This is a genomic window from Cohnella baijiui, from assembly GCF_020731285.1.
Lineage (GTDB): Bacteria > Bacillota > Bacilli > Paenibacillales > Paenibacillaceae > Cohnella.
Genome location: NZ_JAJFOW010000006.1, coordinates 167,373 through 186,459 on the forward strand (window position 1 = coordinate 167,373; position 19,087 = coordinate 186,459).

The window sequence follows — 19,087 nt, forward strand, 5'->3', positions numbered from 1 at the left end:
CATTTGAAAGAATCCCTTCTATTTTATCCCATCGATTCGGGAGAAGCCAATGCGAACGCGGATTCGGCCCGCCTTCGGAACGTTCGGGACCGCCGCTCAAACGGAGGACTCGGGCTGTCTCCGCCGCCAGCGCCACTTCGGACCGATTTCGTTTGCAACCATGACGAGGATCAGCACGATGCCCCATACGAAATCTTTGAAAAAGTTGCCGACGTGAAGCGCATTCAGTCCGCTGGACAGAAATTGCAGGGTGAGCACCGCCATGACGATGCCGGCGATTTTGCCGAACCCGCCGTTCGGATTCACACCGCCCATGACCGCGATCAGGATCGATTGCAAAATATAGGAGGTGCCGTAATCGGCTTTGGCGGAGTTCGTATGCGCGATGATGACCAATCCGGCGACGGCGGCCAGCAAGCCGCTGAGCGCGTAGGTTTTAAGCAGCACGGCCGTGTTGTCGATGCCGCCGTAGCGGGCCGCGGTCGGGTTGCTGCCGAGCATCTGCAGCTTGATTCCGAACGGCCTGCGGTTCACAAGCGCATAAACCGAGACGATGCACGCGGCGAACACGAGCAGCGGTACCGGCAAACCGACCAAGGTTCCGTTGCCGATCGAGGAGAACGCTTCCGGAAGCCCCACGATGGCTTTTCCCTCGGTCAGGACGATTGCGAGTCCTATGAAGAGCTGCATGCTGCCGAGGGTGACCAGAATCGGCGGAATGCCGATCTTGGCGACCGCCCAGCCGTTCAGCAGCCCGCACAGCACGCCGGAGACGAGCGCGCAGAGCACGCCCAGCGCCATGTACATCGCGCTCTCGCCCGCTCCGGCATCGGCGGGCATGAGCCTCACCATCATCATCGCGGCCAGGATGGACGTCAGATTGGCCGTCCCGACGATGGAGAGGTCGATGCCGCCCGAGATCATCGCCAGCATCATAGCCAGCGCCAGAATGCCGATCTCGGGAAACTGGAACGCCATGGAGCTGAAGCTGTCGATCGTAAGAAACGTCCGGGGGCTTAACATCGCCATCGCAGCCCAGACGACGATCATGATGACGAACAACCTCATCAGGTTCCCGTCTTGCGCCATCCAGCGCCGGAGCGAAAAGGAGAAACGGCCGTACGAAGAATCGGGCTCCGGACGCTTCGCGGTAGGGATAGACATATGTACCTCCTGTAGTCCGACGTCAGGCTAAAATGGACTTGCGCTTCGCGGAAGAACGCTTGATCTGATAGGCCGCGATCCCGGTCCCGACCAGGATGAGCGCGCCGATGACCAGGCGCTGCCAGTACGAGGGGATGCCGACGAGAATGAGACTGTTCTGGATCGTGACGATCAGCAGCAGTCCGAGCAGCGCGCCGAGCACCGAGCCGTGGCCGCCGGTAATGCGCACGCCGCCCAGGACGACCGCCGCGATGATGAGCAGCTCCGTGCCCAGCAGATCGACGGGATTGGAGCTGCGCATCATCGTCGTCTGAATCATGCCCGCGATGCCCGCCAGCAGCCCGACAAAGCCGTAGACGAAGCATTGCAGAAACTTGGCGGAGAAGCCGATCCGCTCGGCGGAGACGGGATCGCCGCCAAGCGCGTATATGCCGCGCCCGATCATCGTGTACTTCAATATCCCCGCAACCGCGAGGACGATCGCGGCGGTGAAGAGGACCGTCATGGGAAGTCCGACCGTGATGCCGCCTTCGCCCGCGAACTTCACGACCTGCAGCTTGCCGAAGCGGTCGAGCGACGCCGGGAGATTGCTGACTTGACGGCTCCCGACGAAGGTCAGCAGAAAGCCGCTGAACATCGAAGACGTCCCTAGCGTAACGATGAGCGCCGGCAGCCGGAAATAGGCGATCAACAGGCCGTTAATCAATCCGAGACAGAGGCCGATCGCGCCCGCGAGCGCGAATGCAACGAATACAGGGCCGTCAAAATGCCAAGCCAGCAGCAGCTTGGTCGCGGAAAACATGCTGAACGTCGCGATCGCCGGAAACGAAACATCGATGCCGCCCGAGATGATGACCATCGTCGCGCACATGGCGAAGATGCCGGGCACGATGGCGCTGCGGATCAGGTCGAACAGGTTGGCCGCGCTGAAAAACGCGCCGTTCCGGCTCCCGATGATCGCGAACAAGAGGAGGAGAATCAAGCCGACGTAAAATTCGCTCGATCGCGCCCATCGCGTCATGCGGAGTCCCCCCTTTTCCCTTCCGTCTCCGACCCGGCATTTTCTTCGTGCATCTGCGCCCACAGCTCCGGCGTGAACGTTTGGCCTTCGACCTCTCCGATTAGACGGCCGCGTTTCATGACGAGCACGCGGTTGCAGTTCTGCCGAAGCTCCGGCAAGTCGTCCGAGATCATCAGGACGCCGATGCCTTGCGCGGCGAGCTGGCGGATCGCTTGGTGAATGTCCTCCTTGGAGCCGATATCAACGCCGACGGAAGGGCCGTTCAAGATGAGCAGCTTGGGATTCGCGGCAAGCCAGCGCGCGAGAACGACGCGCTGTTGGTTGCCACCGGACAGCGTCTTGACCGGAGCGAGCGGAGAAGGCGCTTTGATGCCCAGCTTTTCGATCCAGGACCGGACTGTCGCTTTCAGCGTACGCCGGTCGACCATCCCCAGACGCCCCTTCTGCCGGTCGACGACGCTCACGATCAGATTGCGTTCGATCGATTGCTGCAGAAACAGTCCTTCCGTAAGCCGATCTTCCGGCACGTAAGCGATCCGGTGACGCACGGCGTCGCGCACCGAACGGATCCGGACGGACTCGCCGCCGATTTCGATTCGTCCAGCCGTCGCCGGCAGCAGCCCGAACAGCGACTCGGCCAGCTCCGTCCGCCCCGAGCCGAGCAGCCCCGTCAATCCGACGATTTCGCCGGGGTACAGCTCCAGCGATATTTCTTCAAAGCAGCCGGCGAGACCAAGGCGGTCCGTCCTCAGCAGCGGCTTGCCTGTCTTATTCGCAGCTTCGTAATGGGTTTCTTCGATCTGTCTGCCGGTCATATGGTAGACCAGCATTTCCCGGTTCAGGTTACGCGCTTCCTCGGTGACGACGCGGCGGCCGTTGCGCATGACGGTGATGCGCTCGGACAAAGCGAACACTTCCTCTAACTTGTGGCTGACGAACAGGATCGAGATACCGTCCCGCTTCAGTCCTTCGATCACGTCGAAAAGCGCGCGAACCTCCTTTTGCGTCAGCGCCGTCGTCGGTTCGTCCATGACGATGAGCTTCGCCCGCTGCATGAGCGCGCGAGAAATCGCGATCAGCTGCTTGTCGGCGACGGAGAGCTCCTCCACCTTCGCGTCCAAGTCCAGCTCGATGCCGACCTTCGCCAGCGCCTCCTTGGCGGTCCGTCGCATCCGGCGCCAATCGATCCACTTCCTGCGTCTTGCGAGCTCGCCGCTCAGCGCGATGTTCTCCGCGACCGACAAATTGGGAAAAACGGAGAAATCCTGATATATCACCTGGATGCCGGCTTGAATCGCCTCGAATGGGTTCAGTTGGGTGCGGAGCTGGCCCTCCAAGTAGATCTCGCCATGGTCCGGCGCGTGAACGCCGGACATGACTTTGATCAAGGTGGATTTCCCGCAACCGTTTTCCCCGGCCAGGCAATGGATCTCGCCTTGGTCGATCCGCAGCGACACGTCCTTCAGCGCGTGGACGCCGGCGAACGACTTGGCGATCCCCTTCAGCTCGATCAGGGCATTGGGCATGTTCGGGCCACCTCTTTCGTTTAAAAGTCGTAATCCTTTACGTTGTCTTTGGTGACGCCGACCCAGGCGCTGCCGTACAAGTATTTGCCGTCACGGACCTTGAGGCTCTCGTAGCCGGGGACGCCGAGATCCATGCCTTCCTTGATTTCGTCTTTCTTGCCTTCGAGCACCATGACCGCGAGCTTGTCCATGGCCTTGGCCGCCTCGGCCGGATCCCAAAAGCCGATCATCGACATCGCGCCGCTCTCCAAAAACTTCGCGGAAACGGACGGGACGCTCGTGCCGACGACATGGAGCTTGCCGTTCAGTCCGGACTCTTCGACGGCCAGTGCCGCGCCTGCGGCATCGTTGCCCGAAGCGCCTTGGAATCCCTTCAGGTTCGGATAGGCCTTGAGCGTTTCGCGCAGCTTTTCGCTCGCCGTCTTTTGATCGTCGTTCGTTTCGAGCTTTCTCGCGACGGCCTTCATGTTCGGATATTTCTCTTGCTGGCGTTTGTACGCGCCTTCCTCCCACTGCATATGCGACGTGGTCGTCAGGCTGCCGACCGTCGTCATGTATTCGCCCGTTTCGCCCATCGCTTGGGCGAGGTTGTCCATCAGGAAAGCGCCGTACTCCAGATTGTCGAACGCTTCGATGTTGAAGTCCGTGTTCACCATGCCGTCCGCTTCGTGCGTAATGACGACGATGCCTTTTTCGCGCGCCTTCTTCAGGACCGGCTCGAGCGCTTCGGCAGAGAAGGGCACGACCGTGATCGCGTCTACCTTTTGCGCGATCAGGTCTTCGATGATTTGCACCTGCAGCGCGGCGTCCGCCTTCTGCGGGCCTTGCATGAACGTCTCGTGGCCGGTCTCCTGGCCGAACGCCTTGACCCCGTCGTTCATCCGATCGAACCAAGCGACTCCGGTCAGCTTCACGACGGTGGCAATCTTGTACTTTTTGCCGCCGGCGCTGCCTGAGTCCCCGCTTGCTCCTCCATCCGCGCTCCCGCTCGGGCTTGCTTTTCCGCCGTCCCCTCCGCCGCAGGCGGCGAGGACAAATAAACTGAAGGCGAGCAACAGGGCCATGGCAGACGACTTGCGTTTGTTTAGCATCTTACTTCCCCCTAATCGAATTGGATGATTGGTATGCCAAAGCGCTACAGATGACGGCTTTACCGCTTTCTAAACGCCTTCACATCGTCCATGAACGCTTTGACGCGCGCTTGGTCCACTTGTTTTTCGAATATTCCGTCTTCTTTGAATGCGGTGCCTACGACGGCACCGTCCGCGATCGTCAGTTGCTCCACGAGATTATCCCGGCGCACGCCCGTATTGGCGAGCACGACCGTCTCCGGCACGGCGTTCTTGACCCGTTCCAAGATCTGCGAGTCCGTTCGGGCGCCGGCGGTCAGTCCCGATACGCACAGGGCGTCCGGCCGATTGTTGAACACCGTTGATTTGGCCACGCTCTCGATATCCCGGTCCGCGACGTATTTGGCCGCTTCGGGGACGATATTGAAGAGCAGCTTGACGTTTTCCGCGCCGATGCTGCGCTGATGGCGAACCGTCTCGCCGACGTTGGTATTCCACAAGCCGAAGTCGCTGGCGTATACCCCGGTGAAGATTTCCCGAATGAACGAAGCGCCGGTCGCGGCCGCCAGGTCGAGCGACTTTTTGGCGTCCCACAGCACGTTGACGCCGAACGGGATTTTCACCTCGGACTTCAGCTCGCCGATGATTCTCGCCATGGCCGCTACGGTTTCCGTCTTGACCTCCGTCAAATAGGGGAGGCTGAATTCGTTGGAGAACATCACGGCATCGACGCCGCCGTCCTGCAGCGCATGAAGATCCTTGCGCGCCATCTCCACGACGTAGTCCATCCCTCTTTGTTTGTCGTAATAGGGATCCCCCGGCAGCGCCTGCAAGTGACACATCGCGATGACCGCTTTCTCCGTACCCAATACTTCCCGAAGCCAAGTCATGATCGCTTCATCCTCTCCTCGTAATTGCTTCTATGTTTTGTTGTTGAACCCATTCGATTAGCCGCGGCTGAAATCCGCGCTGCCGTCCAGCGTCGGCAGCAGCCGCTCCAGCAGCCGGATCAGGCCATCCACGTCTATGAGGTCGACGGATTCGACCGGCGCGTGCGTATAGCGTGCCGGGTACCCGAGATCGACCATCGGGAAGCCTTCGTTTTCCAGTTGGCTGAAGGAAGCGTCCGTCAAGATCCCCATGAAGACGGCGGGCTGCAGCGGAATGTCGTGGTCGTTCGCGACCCGCTGGATATGCCGCACGAGCTTCGGATTCGGAATCAGGCCGCCCAGCGTGCCTCTGCCGTGAAACGTGTACATGCCGATGCTGGGTCCGCCGCCCAGGGCGATACGCCCTTTGCGATTCAAATCCGGCGTATCCGTGGCGATCGTGATGTCGAGCGTAATCGCGAGATGCGGATCGATCCGCCTCACCGCCGGAAGCACCCCGCGCAGGTTGAATTCCTCTTGCACCGAGAAAACGAGATAGAGCTCGCACGGCAACGTCTGGCCGCGGACGCGGTCCGCCAGCTCCAGCAGCGCAAGACACCCTACCCGGTTGTCCAACGCGTTGGAGAACACGCGCGTGCCATTATCGAAAAACTGCCGGGCGTACACCACCGGCATCCCGACATGCATGCCCGCCTCTTCCGCCTCTTGCCGAGAGCGAAAGCCGAAATCCGCGAATACCTCGCTGACCGGCAGCACACGATACTTCTCTTCGGACGGCGTCACATGATGCGCCTTGGTGCCGATGACGCCGTGCCACGTTCGGCCGCCCGTCTCCGCTCTGACCGTCTGGCCGGCCAGACTTTTCTCCGGAATGCCGCCGAGCCGTTCGAGGCGCAGAAAGCCCGTCTCTTCGATGTGCGTAACGACGAGCCCCAGCTCGTCCATATGGGCGAAGATCATCACCCGGTAAGGATCTTTTCCTTCGATGCGGTTCATTTTTACCGTTACGTTGCCGAGCGCGTCGACCCGGACTTCATCGCCGGACGCCTCCAGCTCCGACCGGATATGGCGAATGACGGGATCTTCGTAGCCCGACACCGCCGCGATCGAGGTCAAAGCCTGCAGCCGCCGTTTCATTTGAGTCATTTGCTCGTCCATCGTTGCCTCCTGGTTCCCATGCGGTCTCGCCGGTTTATAGCTCTTTCATCAAGTTGCGGGTCTGTTCGTACAGATTTCGATACAGCGTATAGCGCTTCTCGTACAGCTCGGAGTGGTCGGCGGCAGGTTTCAGGATGTTGTCGATCGCAACCCACCGCTCCACCTCCTGAAGAGACCGATGCCAGCCAAGCGCCAACGAACATATGTAAGCGTTTCCATATGCGGCGCCGACGGTCACCTTCGGAATCGCCTGCGGCAGTTGGCAAATATCGCTGACGCTTTGAAGCCAGAGGCGGTTTTTCACCCCGCCGCCGACCGCCATGACCCGCTCGATGGGAGCGCCCAAGTCTTTCATCGTTTCCAGATTGTGCCGGATCGAAAAGGAGATGCCTTCGAGAAGAGAACGATACACGTCGCCGGCGGTATGATGCAGCGACAAACCAAACAGCGTGCCCTTGGCGGATGCGTCGTGGATCGGCGTCCGCTCCCCGCTGAAGAAAGGCAGGGTCAAAAGACCGTTGGCGCCAGGCGGACTTCGGCCGGCCTGGTCCGTCCAATACGTGTACGCTTCGTCCAACGTTCGGAAATTCGCGGGACCACCGGGGATCCGGTGCGCCGGGAGCGGCGCTGGATGCTGGTCGACGAACCATCGCGTAAGCGATCCTGCCGTTGCCGTTCCTCCCGTGAGCGTGTGCAGACCCGGGACGGCATGGACATTGGGCCAGAGCTGCTTGGTCTGCAGGATGGCGTCCGTCGTGAGGATAAAAAAGGTCGAGCTGCCGTACATCAGCATCAAGTCGCCTTGGCGGACGGCGCCGACGCTGATGGCTTCGGCCATCGCGTCGGCCGTGCCGGCGACGACCCGGGTGCCGGGGGTCAGTCCGGTTTCTTGGGCAGCCTCGGGGGAAACCGTGCCGACGATGTCGCAGCTCCAAGCCAATCGGGGAAGCTTGTCCGGATCGGTGATCCGGGATACCGTCCCTTCGTGCCAATCGAGGGAGCGAATATCGAATAGCGGGGCGTAATTCACGGCGGTATAACGGTCGATGACGTACTCGCCCGTCAGCTTGTAGACGAGGTAGCCGGATCCGCAGAGGAACTTGTCCGTGCGCGCGTAGATCTCGGGCTCGCGGTTTCGAATCCATCGGATTTTCGGCCCGGCGGCCTGCGAGGTCAGCGCCTGTCCGGCGACCTGCCAGACGGCTTGTTCCCCGAGCATCGCGTTCAGTTCCGCGATCTCCTGCTCCGCTCTCGTGTCGATGCCGTAGAGGATCGCCTTGCGGAGCGGCCGTCCCTGCCGGTCGACCGGGAGCAGCGCCGGGGCGATAGCGCTCGTCCCGACGGCCTTCACCTCTTCGGGGCGAATCCCGTGCCGGTCGCCCGCTTCGGCGAGCAGCGTCCGGCTGAGCACCTTGAAGTCGTGCCACCACGTCGCCTCGGCATCGTGCTCGGCCCACCCCCGCCTCGGGATCTCCAACCGGTGCGGCGTTGCGGCTTGCGCCAGCACGCGGCCGTCCCGATCCGCGATCACGCCTTTGGATTCATAAGTGCCGATGTCGATTCCCATCACATAAGACACGTGCTGCCGCACCTCTCTTTCCGGCCTTGCCCTTTCTCACCTCGGCCAACGACTGATGGACTATACCAACGTGATCTTCCCGCCGAAGCCCAGCTCCAAGGCCGGATGCGTTCCTTCTCCTTCGATGCGGTTCGTAATCAGTTCGCTCAACTGGTCGAAATCGCAAACCTTCAGCAGAGACGACGTTCCGAGCTTGGTTTTGTCCGCGAGTGCGATGACTTGTTTGGATTGGGCGATAAAAGCCTGCTTGACTTCCGCTTCCTCCACGCTGTAATCCGTCAATCCCCGGTCCTTGCTAATGGAAGCCAGGCCGAGATAGTAGCGATCGAAGTTGAACTTTTTGATCGTTTCGATCGCAATGCTTCCCACCATCGACATTTCGTTGAACCGGATTAATCCGCCGATCATGTACACCTGGAGATTGCTCTTGGATAGAATCGACGCCACTTGGAACGAGGAAGTGAACACCGTAATACCTCTTCGTTTGACCAGCGCTTTGGCCAATTCGGCCGTGGTCGTACCCACGTCGAGCGCGATCACCTCGCCTTCGCGAATTTGATCGGCGGCATACTGCGCGATCCGGCGCTTCAAATCGTGATTTTTCCGCTGCCTCTGCACGAATAGCGGTTCGTTCCCTTGATCGGGCAGCGCGGCTCCGCCCCGCGTGCGGGCGACGAGTCCTTTGCTCTCCATCGCCGCCAGGTCGCGGCGGACCGTCACTTCGGAAATCTGCAGCTGCTTGGCCAATTCTTCGATGGTGGACGGTGATTGTTCCTGGAGGAGCTCGACGATTCGCTTCTCTCTTTCCGTGGACATGCGATCAATCTCCTTGGTTTTTATGGTAGCATATCGATCAAATAAAATTCAATAATAATCATAAATTGATCATTCTATTTTTAGAAATGATCAATATTTGTGACTGTTCTCTCATTCATTAAAGGCGATAAGCGTTCGGAATGCAAGCGGATTATGCTTTTTCCCCAACCCAGACGATAGACTGCGCGAGAAAAAAGCGGATTCGACCATGCGCTCATGGCAATCCGCCCTTCGATTCGATCCTAATATTGATCACAATTTGATCACTCTGCGATTCCGGCGATCAAGGACAAACGCCTCGCTACTCCTCCTCCGAACGCTTTTTGCGCTCGCGGTGCCGCCGGACGTTCATCAGATTGCCGCAGATACCGTGATCGCACCATTTGCGGCTTTGGTTTTTGCTTGAATCGTAGTAGATCCAGTTGCAGCAGCAGTTCTCACAAATTTTAGCCCGCTTCGGCTCCCCTTCCGTCAGAAGGCGCAAAAAGGACAAAACGATTTCCGACTGCACCCATTCCCAGCTCCGCCTGGCTGGCAGGCGCTCGATGCGATAGTCGCCGTCCGCCATCGCGAATTGCCAGACACCCGTCTCGCCCCCCAGGTAGGCGTTCAGCCGTGGCACGTCTTCCTCCCGGATCGGATGAGGTTCGCGCAAGCGCCGCACGAGTTCCCGCAGCCACGCCCGAAGCCGCCGGAGCTCCGCCAGTTCGGCTTCGCCGGCCGGAACTTCGGGCGTAATGCGCCATTCCGTCAACAGCCGCTCCAGCCAATCCGGCCGTCCCAAGCGGTCCTCGTACGATTCCTCGCGCAAGCCGTCCCAATGTTCGCTGTTCAGAAAGTCGATAAACAAATGCTTCATGACCGGCTCCTCGCGTCATTTCGTGTTGTCGGTTCCGTACCCGATGCTATGCCCTCATTATAGACAGACTCCCGGTGCCGGACAAGATGACGGTCGCGATAGATCCGAGCCAGGCTGCGTCGGCCCTCCTTTTCGATTTTGAATTCCAAATCGTTATAATAGGAAGTAAAGCGATACATGGAGGCGGCATGCATGATCAAGATCGTACTCATTCGTCACGGCCAGAGCCAGTGGAATTTAGAAAACCGGTTCACGGGATGGACGGACGTCGACCTGTCGCCTCAAGGGCTTGAGGAAGCGAAGCAAGCGGGAAACGTGCTGCGCGAGCACGGGTACGTCTTCGACGCGGCGCACACTTCCTTCCTCAAACGGGCAATCCGGACGCTCTGGATCATTCTCGACACGATGGATCTGATGTGGATTCCGGTTTCCAAAACGTGGATGCTGAACGAACGGCACTACGGCGCGCTGCAAGGCCTCGACAAAGACGAGACCGTCGCTCGTTACGGCGAAGATCAGGTGCGGCTGTGGCGCAGATCGGTAGACATCCGGCCGCCTGCGCTGGAGAAGGGCGACGATCGCTACGAGGTGTCCGCCCCCCGATACCACAGCCTTAAGGAGGGGGAGTATCCGCTGACGGAAAATTTGGAAGATACGGAGCGCCGAGTGCTCGCGTACTGGCGCGAGGCGATCGCGCCGGCCCTGACCTCCGGGCAGCATATTCTCATTGCAGCCCACGGCAACACGCTGCGAGCGCTGGTCAAGCATCTGGACCGGATGCCGGCCGACGGCATCGCCGATCTGAACATCCCGACCGGCATTCCGCTCGTGTACGAATTGGACGAACGGTTGATGCCGATTCGGCATTATTATTTGGGGTTGGAGGGCGAACTGCCGGCAGGCGCGATTCCGAAGCACCTTTGAACGGAAAAAGAATCCGCAGCGGCCGACGGAAACGCATCCGAAGCCGCTGCGGATCTTTTATTTGACGCTAACGATGAAATCCGTCCCGAATGTAATAGATGGTCATGCTTCGCATCCCGGCGCTTGCCATGTTGACGTTATTACATGGCCCGTCGGCTCTACTTCCGTTTGGAATGAAAACGGATGATCAGCAGTACGCCGGATCCGACAAACGCAAGCCAGATCAGCTTGGGCAGCATTTCGAAATTCAATGGCAACTCCCCCATCGCAACTTTCTCCCTCCGTCGATGCGTCAATCCAACAACAATCTTAGTTCATCTTCATGAGGAAAATCTGGGGACATTTCTGAATTTATTCTGAAGGCGCGATCGACAGGAAGGGAATCGAAAAAAGAGGATCAGGCATCCCCGTTCAGGGCTCCTAATCCTCTTTGGCGACCTCTGTTATTCGCACATCCGCCGGTGAATGCTCGCGCCCAGGTGATGAACGTCCAGCTTGGCGACTTCGTCCAGGTGCCTGGCGGCCTCCGCTTGCCGGCCGAGTCCGATCAAACCCAACGACATCATATAAAGGCAATGAATCCGGTTGCGCTTGTTCAAATCGTCTTCGAAGACGAGGAAGTCCGGCAGCGAGACGGCGAAGTAGTCGATCTTCACGTCGTCCCCGATATGCTTCTCCGCGTAATCGATGAGCTTGTTGAACCTCCGCTTGGCTTCTTTGGCGTTGCCCAGCTTCAGCCATGCCAGCCCTTGATAGAAGATCATATCCGGCGGCTGATCGTTGTAGTACATGGCGCTCGCCGGCTCCTCCAGGCCCTGGGAGGCGACCCGCAGATTCGCCTCGGCTTGTGCCCGTTGATTCAAGCCTTCGTAGGCGCACCCGAGATAATAGTAAATATGATTCTCCTGCGCCCCGGTCAGTTTGCCTTCTCCGAGATTGTCCGGATAAACGAGCGCTTCCTCCAAGCGGGCAATCGCCTCCACGTATGCGCGAGCGGCAAGCTTCCGTTTGGCCAGCTCCAGCAGCGCCAGAACGTGCTGTGCGGTCGCTTTGCCTTCTCCGCCTTCCCACGGGTGAAACTGCCTGGCCGCCAGCGCTTCCAGCGCGTCCTCATGGCGCCCTAACGCGTTCAGGAGCGTGACGTATTCCAGATAGAGATCGTCCCTCTGCTCCACCAGATCCCGGTGCCGCTCCAGCTTGCCGAAGCGCTCGCCGGCCGGATGGCCCAGCTTCTTGTACAGCTGGTCGAGTTCGTAGAATACCCTGGCGTCGTCCGTCCGCAGAGCGAACGCCTGCTCCAACGAGCTTCGCGCCGACTCGGCCTGCCCCAACTTGTTGTAATAGGCGAGCGCCAGATTGCGATGCACCGTAGGGAAGGCATCGTTGCGCGCGCGGGAAGCCTCCCAATGGGCGACGGCATCGGCATGGCGTTTCTTGTCGTACAGCCAGTTGCCGAGCAGGTAGTGGGCGTTGGCGTCGGCGTCGCTAGCGGCGATGGCGCTCTCCAGCACGACCAAGTCGAACAGGCTGTTCGGGAAGCAGTAATCCGTTTCGGCCCGCCTGCCCGCGTCGCGATAGGCTGCAGCGAGAGGTGCGCGGCCGGCAAGCTCATGAAGATAGCCGAGGGTGTAGTGAAGCATCGGGTACGCTTCGGCGGTAGCATCCGGAACGACGCGCTCCAGCACGTCGACCGCTTCCTCGAACAAGCCGCATCCGGCATAATCGGAAGCCAGATTCAAATAATTGTGCGGGTCGTCCCGCATAAGCCGCCGCAGCTCGCCCAGAGCGGCTTCGGCGCCAGCTTGATCGCCTTGCGCGGCCAGCGCCAGCGCCCGTTCGTTCGCCGAACCGAAATCGGCGACGTCCAGCCGCAGCGTCTCTTCCGCGTAGGCGATCGCATCCGCCGGGCGTCCAAGCTTGCGCAGCAGGGCGGCTTTCAGATGGCGCGCCTTGTAATTCCGCGCGTTGCGGATGAGCGAGCGTTCGGCCAGCTCCAGTGCCTCTTCGTACTCGCCGCGCTCGGCCGCGATCTGGGCCAGCGAGAAGTAGCCCGGGTCCTGCCAGGCGGCGGACCAGACGGACTTGTAGAACGCTGCGAAGGCTTCGGTCAAGCGGCCTTGCAGCTTCAGCGCCACGCCGAGCTGGTAAAGCGCCTCGCTGTCGTAGGGATTCGGATTGCGCCAGGTCATGGACTTGATTGCCGTCCGGAAGCAGCCTTCGGCCTCGGCGAATAACCCCCGGCGCAGCAGAAGCGTCCCGTAAGCGGTGTTGATGCGGATATCGCCGGGATTGCGCTTCAAGCCTTCGCGGTAGTAGGCTTCCGGCTCGAACGTCGCATGACGGTATTGCTCCAGATGGAGACCGGACAAGAGCAGCTGCTCGTTCGTGCGCAGCTCGTGCGGCTCCGGCAGCGGCGCAGCGGCATCCGGCACTTCCTCGAGCGACGGCTCCGCCGGCCGATAATCGATCAGGATGCGCCCGGCCGCGTCGCGAACGGAGACGATCAGGTCATTGGGGCGATCCTCCTCATCCAGATGGACGACCGACTTGAAGGTCGCGCGCGGAGATAAGTCGGCCTGCTCGGACAGATAGACGCGCTTTCGGCCCTTCAACTCCACCTTGGCATCGGCGAACACCGACGTCGCATACGCCATCACGGTCGCCAGGCGGGCGGTCTCGTCGACCTCCAGATTAACCGCGGCGTGGATCGATGCGTTCTTCACCACCCCGATGTCCTTGTACGGCATGAAGTATTGCTTGAACGATTTCTCCTCGTAGGGCTGCAGCCAGGTGAAGTCGGGCTGGTTGTCGGTATAGACGCCCGTCATCAGCTCGATGTAGGGGCCGTCCTCGTCGGTCAGATTGCGGTCCCACGCCTGACCGAACGCGCCGTTGCCCCACGTCCATTGTTTCTTGCCCGGCGAGATATGGTGATTGGCCACGTGCAGCAGTCCGGCCTGGACGCCGTGATCGTATCCGCCGACGAAGTTAAAGTCGGACTTGTACGCCATGTAGGACGTCGGGACCGGAATGTTGCGGTAGCGAGAGATGTCCACGCCCTCGGAGTAATCCATCTTGTAATACGTGCCCGTCGCGACGGGGAAGCGGGAGACGTCCCGTTTGCCATGGTCGAAGACGGCCGTGACGTCGGGCGGGAACACGGACTGCGTATGATCGTTTACGGCCACGGCCGGGTTCGCCCACCACAGAAACGTCTGGGGCTCCGGCGTGCGGTTGTACAGCTGCGCGGAGATTTCGAGATAAGCTTTGCCCGGGTGCAGCGTGAAGCCGGCGGTCACCTTCGTCCCGTACATCCGGTCGATCTCGCTCACCCAGACCGTCGCGCTGCCGTCTTCGTTCTCGGACAGGCGGTATTCGACCGGTCCGTACGTGTTCGGACGGTGATGCTGCGGCCAGTTGAACTCGATGCCGCCGGAGATCCAAGGTCCGGCCAATCCGACGAGCGCGGGCTTGATGACGCGGTTGTAATAGACAAAGTCGTAATCGTTCGTCTTGTCCAGCGCCCGGTAGATGCGTCCGCCCAGCTCGGGCATAATCTCGATGCGGACGTACTCGTTTTCCAGGATCGCCATCTTATACAATTGCTGCTTTTTCTCGTTAGCGATTTTGTCGACGACGGGATGCGGGTAAACGCGGCCGGAGCTGCCTTGATAGACGCGTTTCTCCAGGAACATCGGATTTCGGTCGGGCTTCCCGATCGCGTAAGTCGGGATCGATACTTCTTCTTCCCAGACGCGCGCAGTTGCCGGCGCGTTCGCTTGCGACGCTGTCATGCTCCATTCCTCCTTGACTTCTTCCTGTCTCTACTGTACCGTGCGGACAGCGGCAGGCCAATTGACGAAATGCGGTTTGTGATGGATGATAATCTTAGATTGAGAAAATCTATTAGTAGAAATTAAGCGCAAGAGGAGCTATTTAGATGGATCATGAACGGAAAAAGGATGGATTCGAGGAAGAGCGGCTGCTCGTCCTTCCCGACTATATGGCGAACGAGCTCTCGACGTCGCGTCTGACGCGCGGGCTGTACGTGAGCGACATTGGCTTCTTCCCACGCGCGCGGCACCACTACCGCGAACGGCCGGAAGGCTGCGACGCGCATATTTTGATCTACTGCCTAGACGGCGAAGGCTGGGTCGAGACGAACGGCAAAACGGCCACCGTGGGCGAACGGCAGCTCGCCGTGATTCCGGCGAACGTCCCCCACCGTTACGGCGCCTCCGCCCACTCGCCCTGGAGCATCTACTGGATCCACCTGCAAGGAGAGTACGTCGCCGACTTTATGAAGCTGTTCGGCTTGGATGTCGGCATCGTCCGCCTGCCTGCCGGCGCTTACTCGACCTGGACCGAAGGCTTCGAGAAGTGCTACCGGCTTCTCTCCGACAAAGCTTATTCGCTTCCCGCGCAGGTGCTCGTCTCGCAGACGATGGGCCAACTGCTCGGGAACGTCGGGATGAGCGCCGAGAGCTCGGCCCGGGACCGAAAACGGGAGTCGGATCTTGCCCGCGCGATCCGCTATATGAACGACCGGCTGGCCGAGTCCGTCAAGCTCCCCGAGTTGGCGGCGCATGCCGGCGTCTCGAAGCAGCATCTGGTCTATCTGTTCAAACAGGAAACGGGCTTCCCGCCCATCGAATATTTCCTCCGGCTGAAAATGCAAAAAGCCGGCCAGCTGCTCAGCCTGACCGGCATGACGGTAAAGGAAATCGCCGCGGCCGTGGGCATCGGTGATCCTTATTACTTCTCGAGATTGTTCAAAAAGCTGATGGGGATGTCGCCCGCCAACTATCGCAGCGTGCCGAAGGGCTAGAAGCGATGATGCGCGCAGCGGCAGCGCGTCTGCGTTAGCGCAGGCTCAGCTCCAAATGCCACGCGTATCGCTCGCCGGGACCGACTGCGGCCTCCTGCCCCCGGCCGATCGCATGGGCGAGATCGTCCATTCTCCCGGTCGCGGGCTCGAGCGCGACATGTTCGAATCCGCCGTAGCCGCCGGCGTTGGCCCAGACCGCCAGGTACGGGACGCGGTCCGCCGGAAAGCGCAGGACGACCGCTTCCCCTGTTTCAGGATCCTCCAGCGCAGCCCACCCTTCCGTCACGCGCTCCGTGAAATAGTACTTCTCCGCGTGCCGTCCGTCCGGCGGGCCGACGATGCTCAAGTCGACTTCGCCCGCCGCGGACCGCGCGATCGGCCAAGACCGCTTGTCGCCGAAGGCGCCGAGCCGGCTTCCGGCGGAGTAGGACACCTCGATCTCCTTCAGCCGATCGGGGACGCGGATCCGCATCCCTTCGCGCGCGCAAAACAGCGGATGCGCCGCCCAGAGAAACGAGAACGGCGCGTTCGAACGGTTCGTAACCGCGTATTGCATGCGCAGCGTATCGTGAGCCGGCATGGAGATCGACTTCTCCAACGTATAGGGAAAATGGATCCCCTCCACCTCGCCTCGCAGCGTAGCCCCTTCCGGCCGGAATCGCCAGGGCTGCGACCAAACTTCCCCGTGATCCGGTACGGCGCGGCCCTGCCAAGGCGACTCGGGGTAAGCGCAGGCGTCGATGCCGGGGAACATCTCGTCCCAGCCGCTTTCGTCCCCGTTCGCGAACGGGGAGCCGTATCCCTCGTTGCCGAGCGGCTTCCCGCTCCGCCACAGCCATTCGCGACCGGTCGCCACGTTCACGAGGGAGATGGCTTTGCCGCCGAGCGCTGGAATGACGGTCAGCGCCAATCGCTCCGTTCTACCTTCCCAAGCCTCAAACCCTTCGCAGACCGTTCTCGTCCATCGCGGCTCCGTCATCCTTCATCGCCCTCTTCCCGTTTTCAACGCTCGCCCTTCTCCTTCGCGCCGCTTTCTTCCGCGCCTGTCGCGATTCGCACGATCGCGTGCAGGTCCAGGCGAGGCAGCTCGACGTGAACGCGTTCTCCGTCCCACGTCCATGCCAGGTCTTTTCCTTCCGGCTCCAGCGTCACGCGGTCGGGCCGGATCGCCGTTCGAACCCGCAGCCGGATGCCGGAAATCGGCGGCACCTCTTCATTGTGAACGATATAGCCCGGCCGTTTCTGCGCAAAAAAATTCAGCGCGTGCACGAGCAGTTCGTCGCCCGAAGCGGTGCGGCGCTCGTGCAGCGCAAGCTCGACATGAAGCGGCTTTTCCGCGTCCAGCTTCCGGCGCGCTCTCGGATACATCTCGTCCAGGCAGCGCCTCAGCCATTCGCGGGTCAGACGATGCCCTTCGAGGTAGTACAGCGCGAACGGCTCGCCGTTCAAATACATCGCCCGTCCGCTTCCGCAACGGAACGTTGAGATCGCGGGACCGGCGATCGTCTTCCCCGCCGGGGCGGCCCCGACCGTCGTGTAATGCCGCCAATGCATGCGGTCTTTGATTCCAGACTCCCATACGCTTTCGACCGGCTCCAGCACGTGCGCCCAAGTCTCAGCGCCTTCGACCGTCACCTGCATGGCCGTGCCCCACATTTGCAGCTTCAAGTCCCCGTCCACAATGCCGTCGGCCAGAGCGGAGCCGGCCTGCCAATAGTGCAGCGGAGCCGGCAATTCGTCGCCGCGCGAGAGTCCGAGCAGCTTCGCGAACGGATCGGTCTCCCGTCGCGCTCCGCTCCCGTTGCAGATGCCGGAACGCCCCGACACAAGGAGCGCGCCGCCCGCCTCGACGTATTGCGCCAGCGCTTCGATCGTCGCGTCCTCCAACAGCATTTGGTCCGGCACGATTACGAGAGACTGCCGATCCAGCGACCGGCGCAGCGTTTCCTCGTCGTAGATGAGGTGCTGGATGCCCAGCTCCGTCAGCAGCATCGACGCGCCGTCGACCCGATCCGCACGCGATCGGGGAACCGCGACGCCCCACGTCTGGTCCCGCCCCCATTCCGCGCCGGCCGCCGGCCCGACCAGCTGGGAAGGCAGGCTGGCGAGCACGGCGACGTCCGGAACCGGCTGCGCTTCGCGGCCGAACGGTTCACGCGGCTTCATATAGGCGTGAACGTCGCGCAGATGCCGGTACACGGCAGGCTCCAACGTTCCATCCGGATGCGGCTGGTCGGCGAAGAAGAACCGTCCGCCGACCGCAAGCGCGGTCGCGAGCTCCAGTTTCCAATCGGTCGGCGACCGCATCTGCCACTCTCCCCAGCCGTGGAACCGCTCGTTCATGTAGTCGAACGGTAGGCCGGTCGTCGACTGGTAGCGGCCTTCCCGGCTGAACGTCATCTGGTGATTGGCGCCGAAGTGGACCGGGTCGCAGGATAGCCAGTCGAGGCCGAGTTCCTGCGGCGCAAGCCATTTCTCCGCGCTGCCGCCCTGCGCGATCGGGAAGCCGTACAAATACTTGCCCGAATTATTCTCCGCGACCAGGGTGTTCGGCGAGACGGCCTTCACCGTCTCCGTCAAACGCCGCAAATAGGGAGGGATCAAGCCGCGGCGCCAAATGCGCCATTCCAGCCAACCGTCGTCTTCGAGCTCGTCCGAAGGACCCGGCATCGGCCCTGCCGGCAGGCTGCGGCCGGTGTCGGCCCGATAGCGTTCCCGGCAGCTCGCGCAGTAGCACGGATACTCGACCATCCAGCTGCCCGCGTCGATCCAGACGCCGTCTGGCGCGTGCCTCTCGATCGCCTCGCGCAGCAGCGGGAAAAAGAACGACTCCAGATATCCGGATGCGATGCAGATATGCGACGCCTCGTGCTGGAGCCAGGCGCCGCGCGGCATCGTCCCGTCCTCGGCCACGCGCATCCATTCCGGATGAAGCTTGTGCATCTCGACCGAGGTGAACGCGTTCAGGTACAGAATCGTACGGATGCCTTCCGCCTTCAACGCTTGAGACATGAGCCCCGTGTAATCGTTCGTCATGCCGGGATGTACCGGCGCGATCTCGGAAGGATAAAACGCGTAGCCGTAATGATCGTACGCAAAAAACGAAACCGCCTCGACGCCGGCCATCCGGAACATCTCCGCCTGACGCCGCGCCTCGTCCGCCGTGAACGCCTCGGCCACGCCCTCCATCCATGGCGGCTGATGGTAATCCAGATGAAGCTTGCGGTAGACTTCGCCCGCCCAAGATGCCAT

General features: G+C 61.0%; 14 protein-coding genes. 2 read left to right on the plus strand and 12 right to left on the minus strand.

The features are described 5' to 3' along the window. Positions 1 to 96: 96 nt before the first annotated feature. From LKX83_RS09125 to LKX83_RS09165, 9 genes are all read right to left on the minus strand, one after another. Positions 97 to 1,164, minus strand: a complete 1,068-nt coding sequence (locus LKX83_RS09125; RefSeq protein WP_227881862.1) for an ABC transporter permease — start codon at positions 1,162 to 1,164, stop codon at positions 97 to 99. Positions 1,165 to 1,186: 22 nt separating this feature from the next. Next, entirely contained in the window at positions 1,187 to 2,185 is a 999-nt protein-coding gene (locus tag LKX83_RS09130; RefSeq protein ID WP_227881863.1) for an ABC transporter permease, read from the minus strand. Next, positions 2,182 to 3,711: a sugar ABC transporter ATP-binding protein gene (locus LKX83_RS09135; protein WP_227881864.1), complete on the minus strand. Its 1,530-nt coding sequence runs from the start codon at positions 3,709 to 3,711 to the stop codon at positions 2,182 to 2,184. The genes LKX83_RS09130 and LKX83_RS09135 overlap by 4 nt, the downstream gene beginning before the upstream one ends. Before the next feature lie 20 nt (positions 3,712 to 3,731). Next, positions 3,732 to 4,802, minus strand: coding sequence for an autoinducer 2 ABC transporter substrate-binding protein (locus LKX83_RS09140; protein WP_227881865.1), 1,071 nt, complete (start codon positions 4,800 to 4,802; stop codon positions 3,732 to 3,734). Positions 4,803 to 4,861: 59 nt separating this feature from the next. Then, positions 4,862 to 5,671 carry a BtpA/SgcQ family protein gene (locus LKX83_RS09145; RefSeq protein ID WP_227881866.1) on the minus strand — a complete coding sequence of 270 codons (810 nt, stop codon included), beginning with the start codon at positions 5,669 to 5,671 and terminating at the stop codon, positions 4,862 to 4,864. 57 nt (positions 5,672 to 5,728) lie between these two features. Beyond that, positions 5,729 to 6,829 (minus strand): M42 family metallopeptidase, encoded by a 1,101-nt coding sequence (locus LKX83_RS09150; RefSeq protein ID WP_227881867.1) that lies wholly within the window; start codon positions 6,827 to 6,829, stop codon positions 5,729 to 5,731. A 34-nt stretch (positions 6,830 to 6,863) separates the two neighbouring features. Further along, on the minus strand, positions 6,864 to 8,408 hold the full coding sequence (locus LKX83_RS09155) for an FGGY-family carbohydrate kinase (RefSeq protein ID WP_227881868.1): 1,545 nt from the start codon (positions 8,406 to 8,408) through the stop codon (positions 6,864 to 6,866). Between the two features lie 60 nt (positions 8,409 to 8,468). Further along, positions 8,469 to 9,272 carry a DeoR/GlpR family DNA-binding transcription regulator gene (locus LKX83_RS09160; protein ID WP_465249329.1) on the minus strand — a complete coding sequence of 268 codons (804 nt, stop codon included), beginning with the start codon at positions 9,270 to 9,272 and terminating at the stop codon, positions 8,469 to 8,471. A gap of 253 nt (positions 9,273 to 9,525) precedes the next feature. Continuing rightward, complete coding sequence (locus LKX83_RS09165) at positions 9,526 to 10,083, minus strand: CGNR zinc finger domain-containing protein (protein ID WP_227881870.1); 558 nt, start codon at positions 10,081 to 10,083, stop codon at positions 9,526 to 9,528. Between the two features lie 192 nt (positions 10,084 to 10,275). Here LKX83_RS09165 and gpmA point away from each other — a divergent pair, with 192 nt between their 5' ends. Further along, positions 10,276 to 11,007 carry a 2,3-diphosphoglycerate-dependent phosphoglycerate mutase gene (gene gpmA / locus LKX83_RS09170; RefSeq protein ID WP_227881871.1) on the plus strand — a complete coding sequence of 244 codons (732 nt, stop codon included), beginning with the start codon at positions 10,276 to 10,278 and terminating at the stop codon, positions 11,005 to 11,007. Positions 11,008 to 11,450: 443 nt separating this feature from the next. On the opposite strand, the gene LKX83_RS09175 is transcribed toward gpmA, so the two are convergent. Then, positions 11,451 to 14,801: a DUF5107 domain-containing protein gene (locus tag LKX83_RS09175; RefSeq protein WP_227881872.1), complete on the minus strand. Its 3,351-nt coding sequence runs from the start codon at positions 14,799 to 14,801 to the stop codon at positions 11,451 to 11,453. A gap of 146 nt (positions 14,802 to 14,947) precedes the next feature. On the opposite strand from LKX83_RS09175, the gene LKX83_RS09180 reads away from it, so the two are divergent. Then, the gene (locus tag LKX83_RS09180; RefSeq protein ID WP_227881873.1) at positions 14,948 to 15,835 is read left to right on the plus strand and encodes an AraC family transcriptional regulator; all 888 of its coding nucleotides are present in this window, start codon (positions 14,948 to 14,950) and stop codon (positions 15,833 to 15,835) included. Positions 15,836 to 15,869: 34 nt separating this feature from the next. On the opposite strand, the gene LKX83_RS09185 is transcribed toward LKX83_RS09180, so the two are convergent. Together LKX83_RS09185 and LKX83_RS09190 are read right to left on the minus strand one after the other, a co-directional pair. Continuing rightward, entirely contained in the window at positions 15,870 to 16,814 is a 945-nt protein-coding gene (locus LKX83_RS09185) for an aldose epimerase family protein (protein ID WP_227881874.1), read from the minus strand. 23 nt (positions 16,815 to 16,837) lie between these two features. Continuing rightward, positions 16,838 to 19,087: an alpha-L-fucosidase gene (locus tag LKX83_RS09190; RefSeq protein WP_227881875.1), complete on the minus strand. Its 2,250-nt coding sequence runs from the start codon at positions 19,085 to 19,087 to the stop codon at positions 16,838 to 16,840.

Bases quoted from the DNA above. Each gene is read 5' to 3' on its own strand.
- LKX83_RS09180 (WP_227881873.1), top strand. From the start codon at position 14,948: ATGGATCATGAACGGAAAAAGGATGGATTCGAGGAAGAGCGGCTGCTC.
- LKX83_RS09190 (WP_227881875.1), bottom strand. From the start codon at position 19,087: ATGGCATCTTGGGCGGGCGAAGTCTACCGCAAGCTTCATCTGGATTAC.
- LKX83_RS09125 (WP_227881862.1), bottom strand. From the start codon at position 1,164: ATGTCTATCCCTACCGCGAAGCGTCCGGAGCCCGATTCTTCGTACGGC.
- LKX83_RS09145 (WP_227881866.1), bottom strand. From the start codon at position 5,671: ATGACTTGGCTTCGGGAAGTATTGGGTACGGAGAAAGCGGTCATCGCG.
- LKX83_RS09175 (WP_227881872.1), bottom strand. From the start codon at position 14,801: ATGACAGCGTCGCAAGCGAACGCGCCGGCAACTGCGCGCGTCTGGGAA.
- gpmA (WP_227881871.1), top strand. From the start codon at position 10,276: ATGATCAAGATCGTACTCATTCGTCACGGCCAGAGCCAGTGGAATTTA.
- LKX83_RS09185 (WP_227881874.1), bottom strand. From the start codon at position 16,814: ATGACGGAGCCGCGATGGACGAGAACGGTCTGCGAAGGGTTTGAGGCT.
- LKX83_RS09130 (WP_227881863.1), bottom strand. From the start codon at position 2,185: ATGACGCGATGGGCGCGATCGAGCGAATTTTACGTCGGCTTGATTCTC.
- LKX83_RS09135 (WP_227881864.1), bottom strand. From the start codon at position 3,711: ATGCCCAATGCCCTGATCGAGCTGAAGGGGATCGCCAAGTCGTTCGCC.
- LKX83_RS09150 (WP_227881867.1), bottom strand. From the start codon at position 6,829: ATGGACGAGCAAATGACTCAAATGAAACGGCGGCTGCAGGCTTTGACC.
- LKX83_RS09140 (WP_227881865.1), bottom strand. From the start codon at position 4,802: ATGCTAAACAAACGCAAGTCGTCTGCCATGGCCCTGTTGCTCGCCTTC.
- LKX83_RS09165 (WP_227881870.1), bottom strand. From the start codon at position 10,083: ATGAAGCATTTGTTTATCGACTTTCTGAACAGCGAACATTGGGACGGC.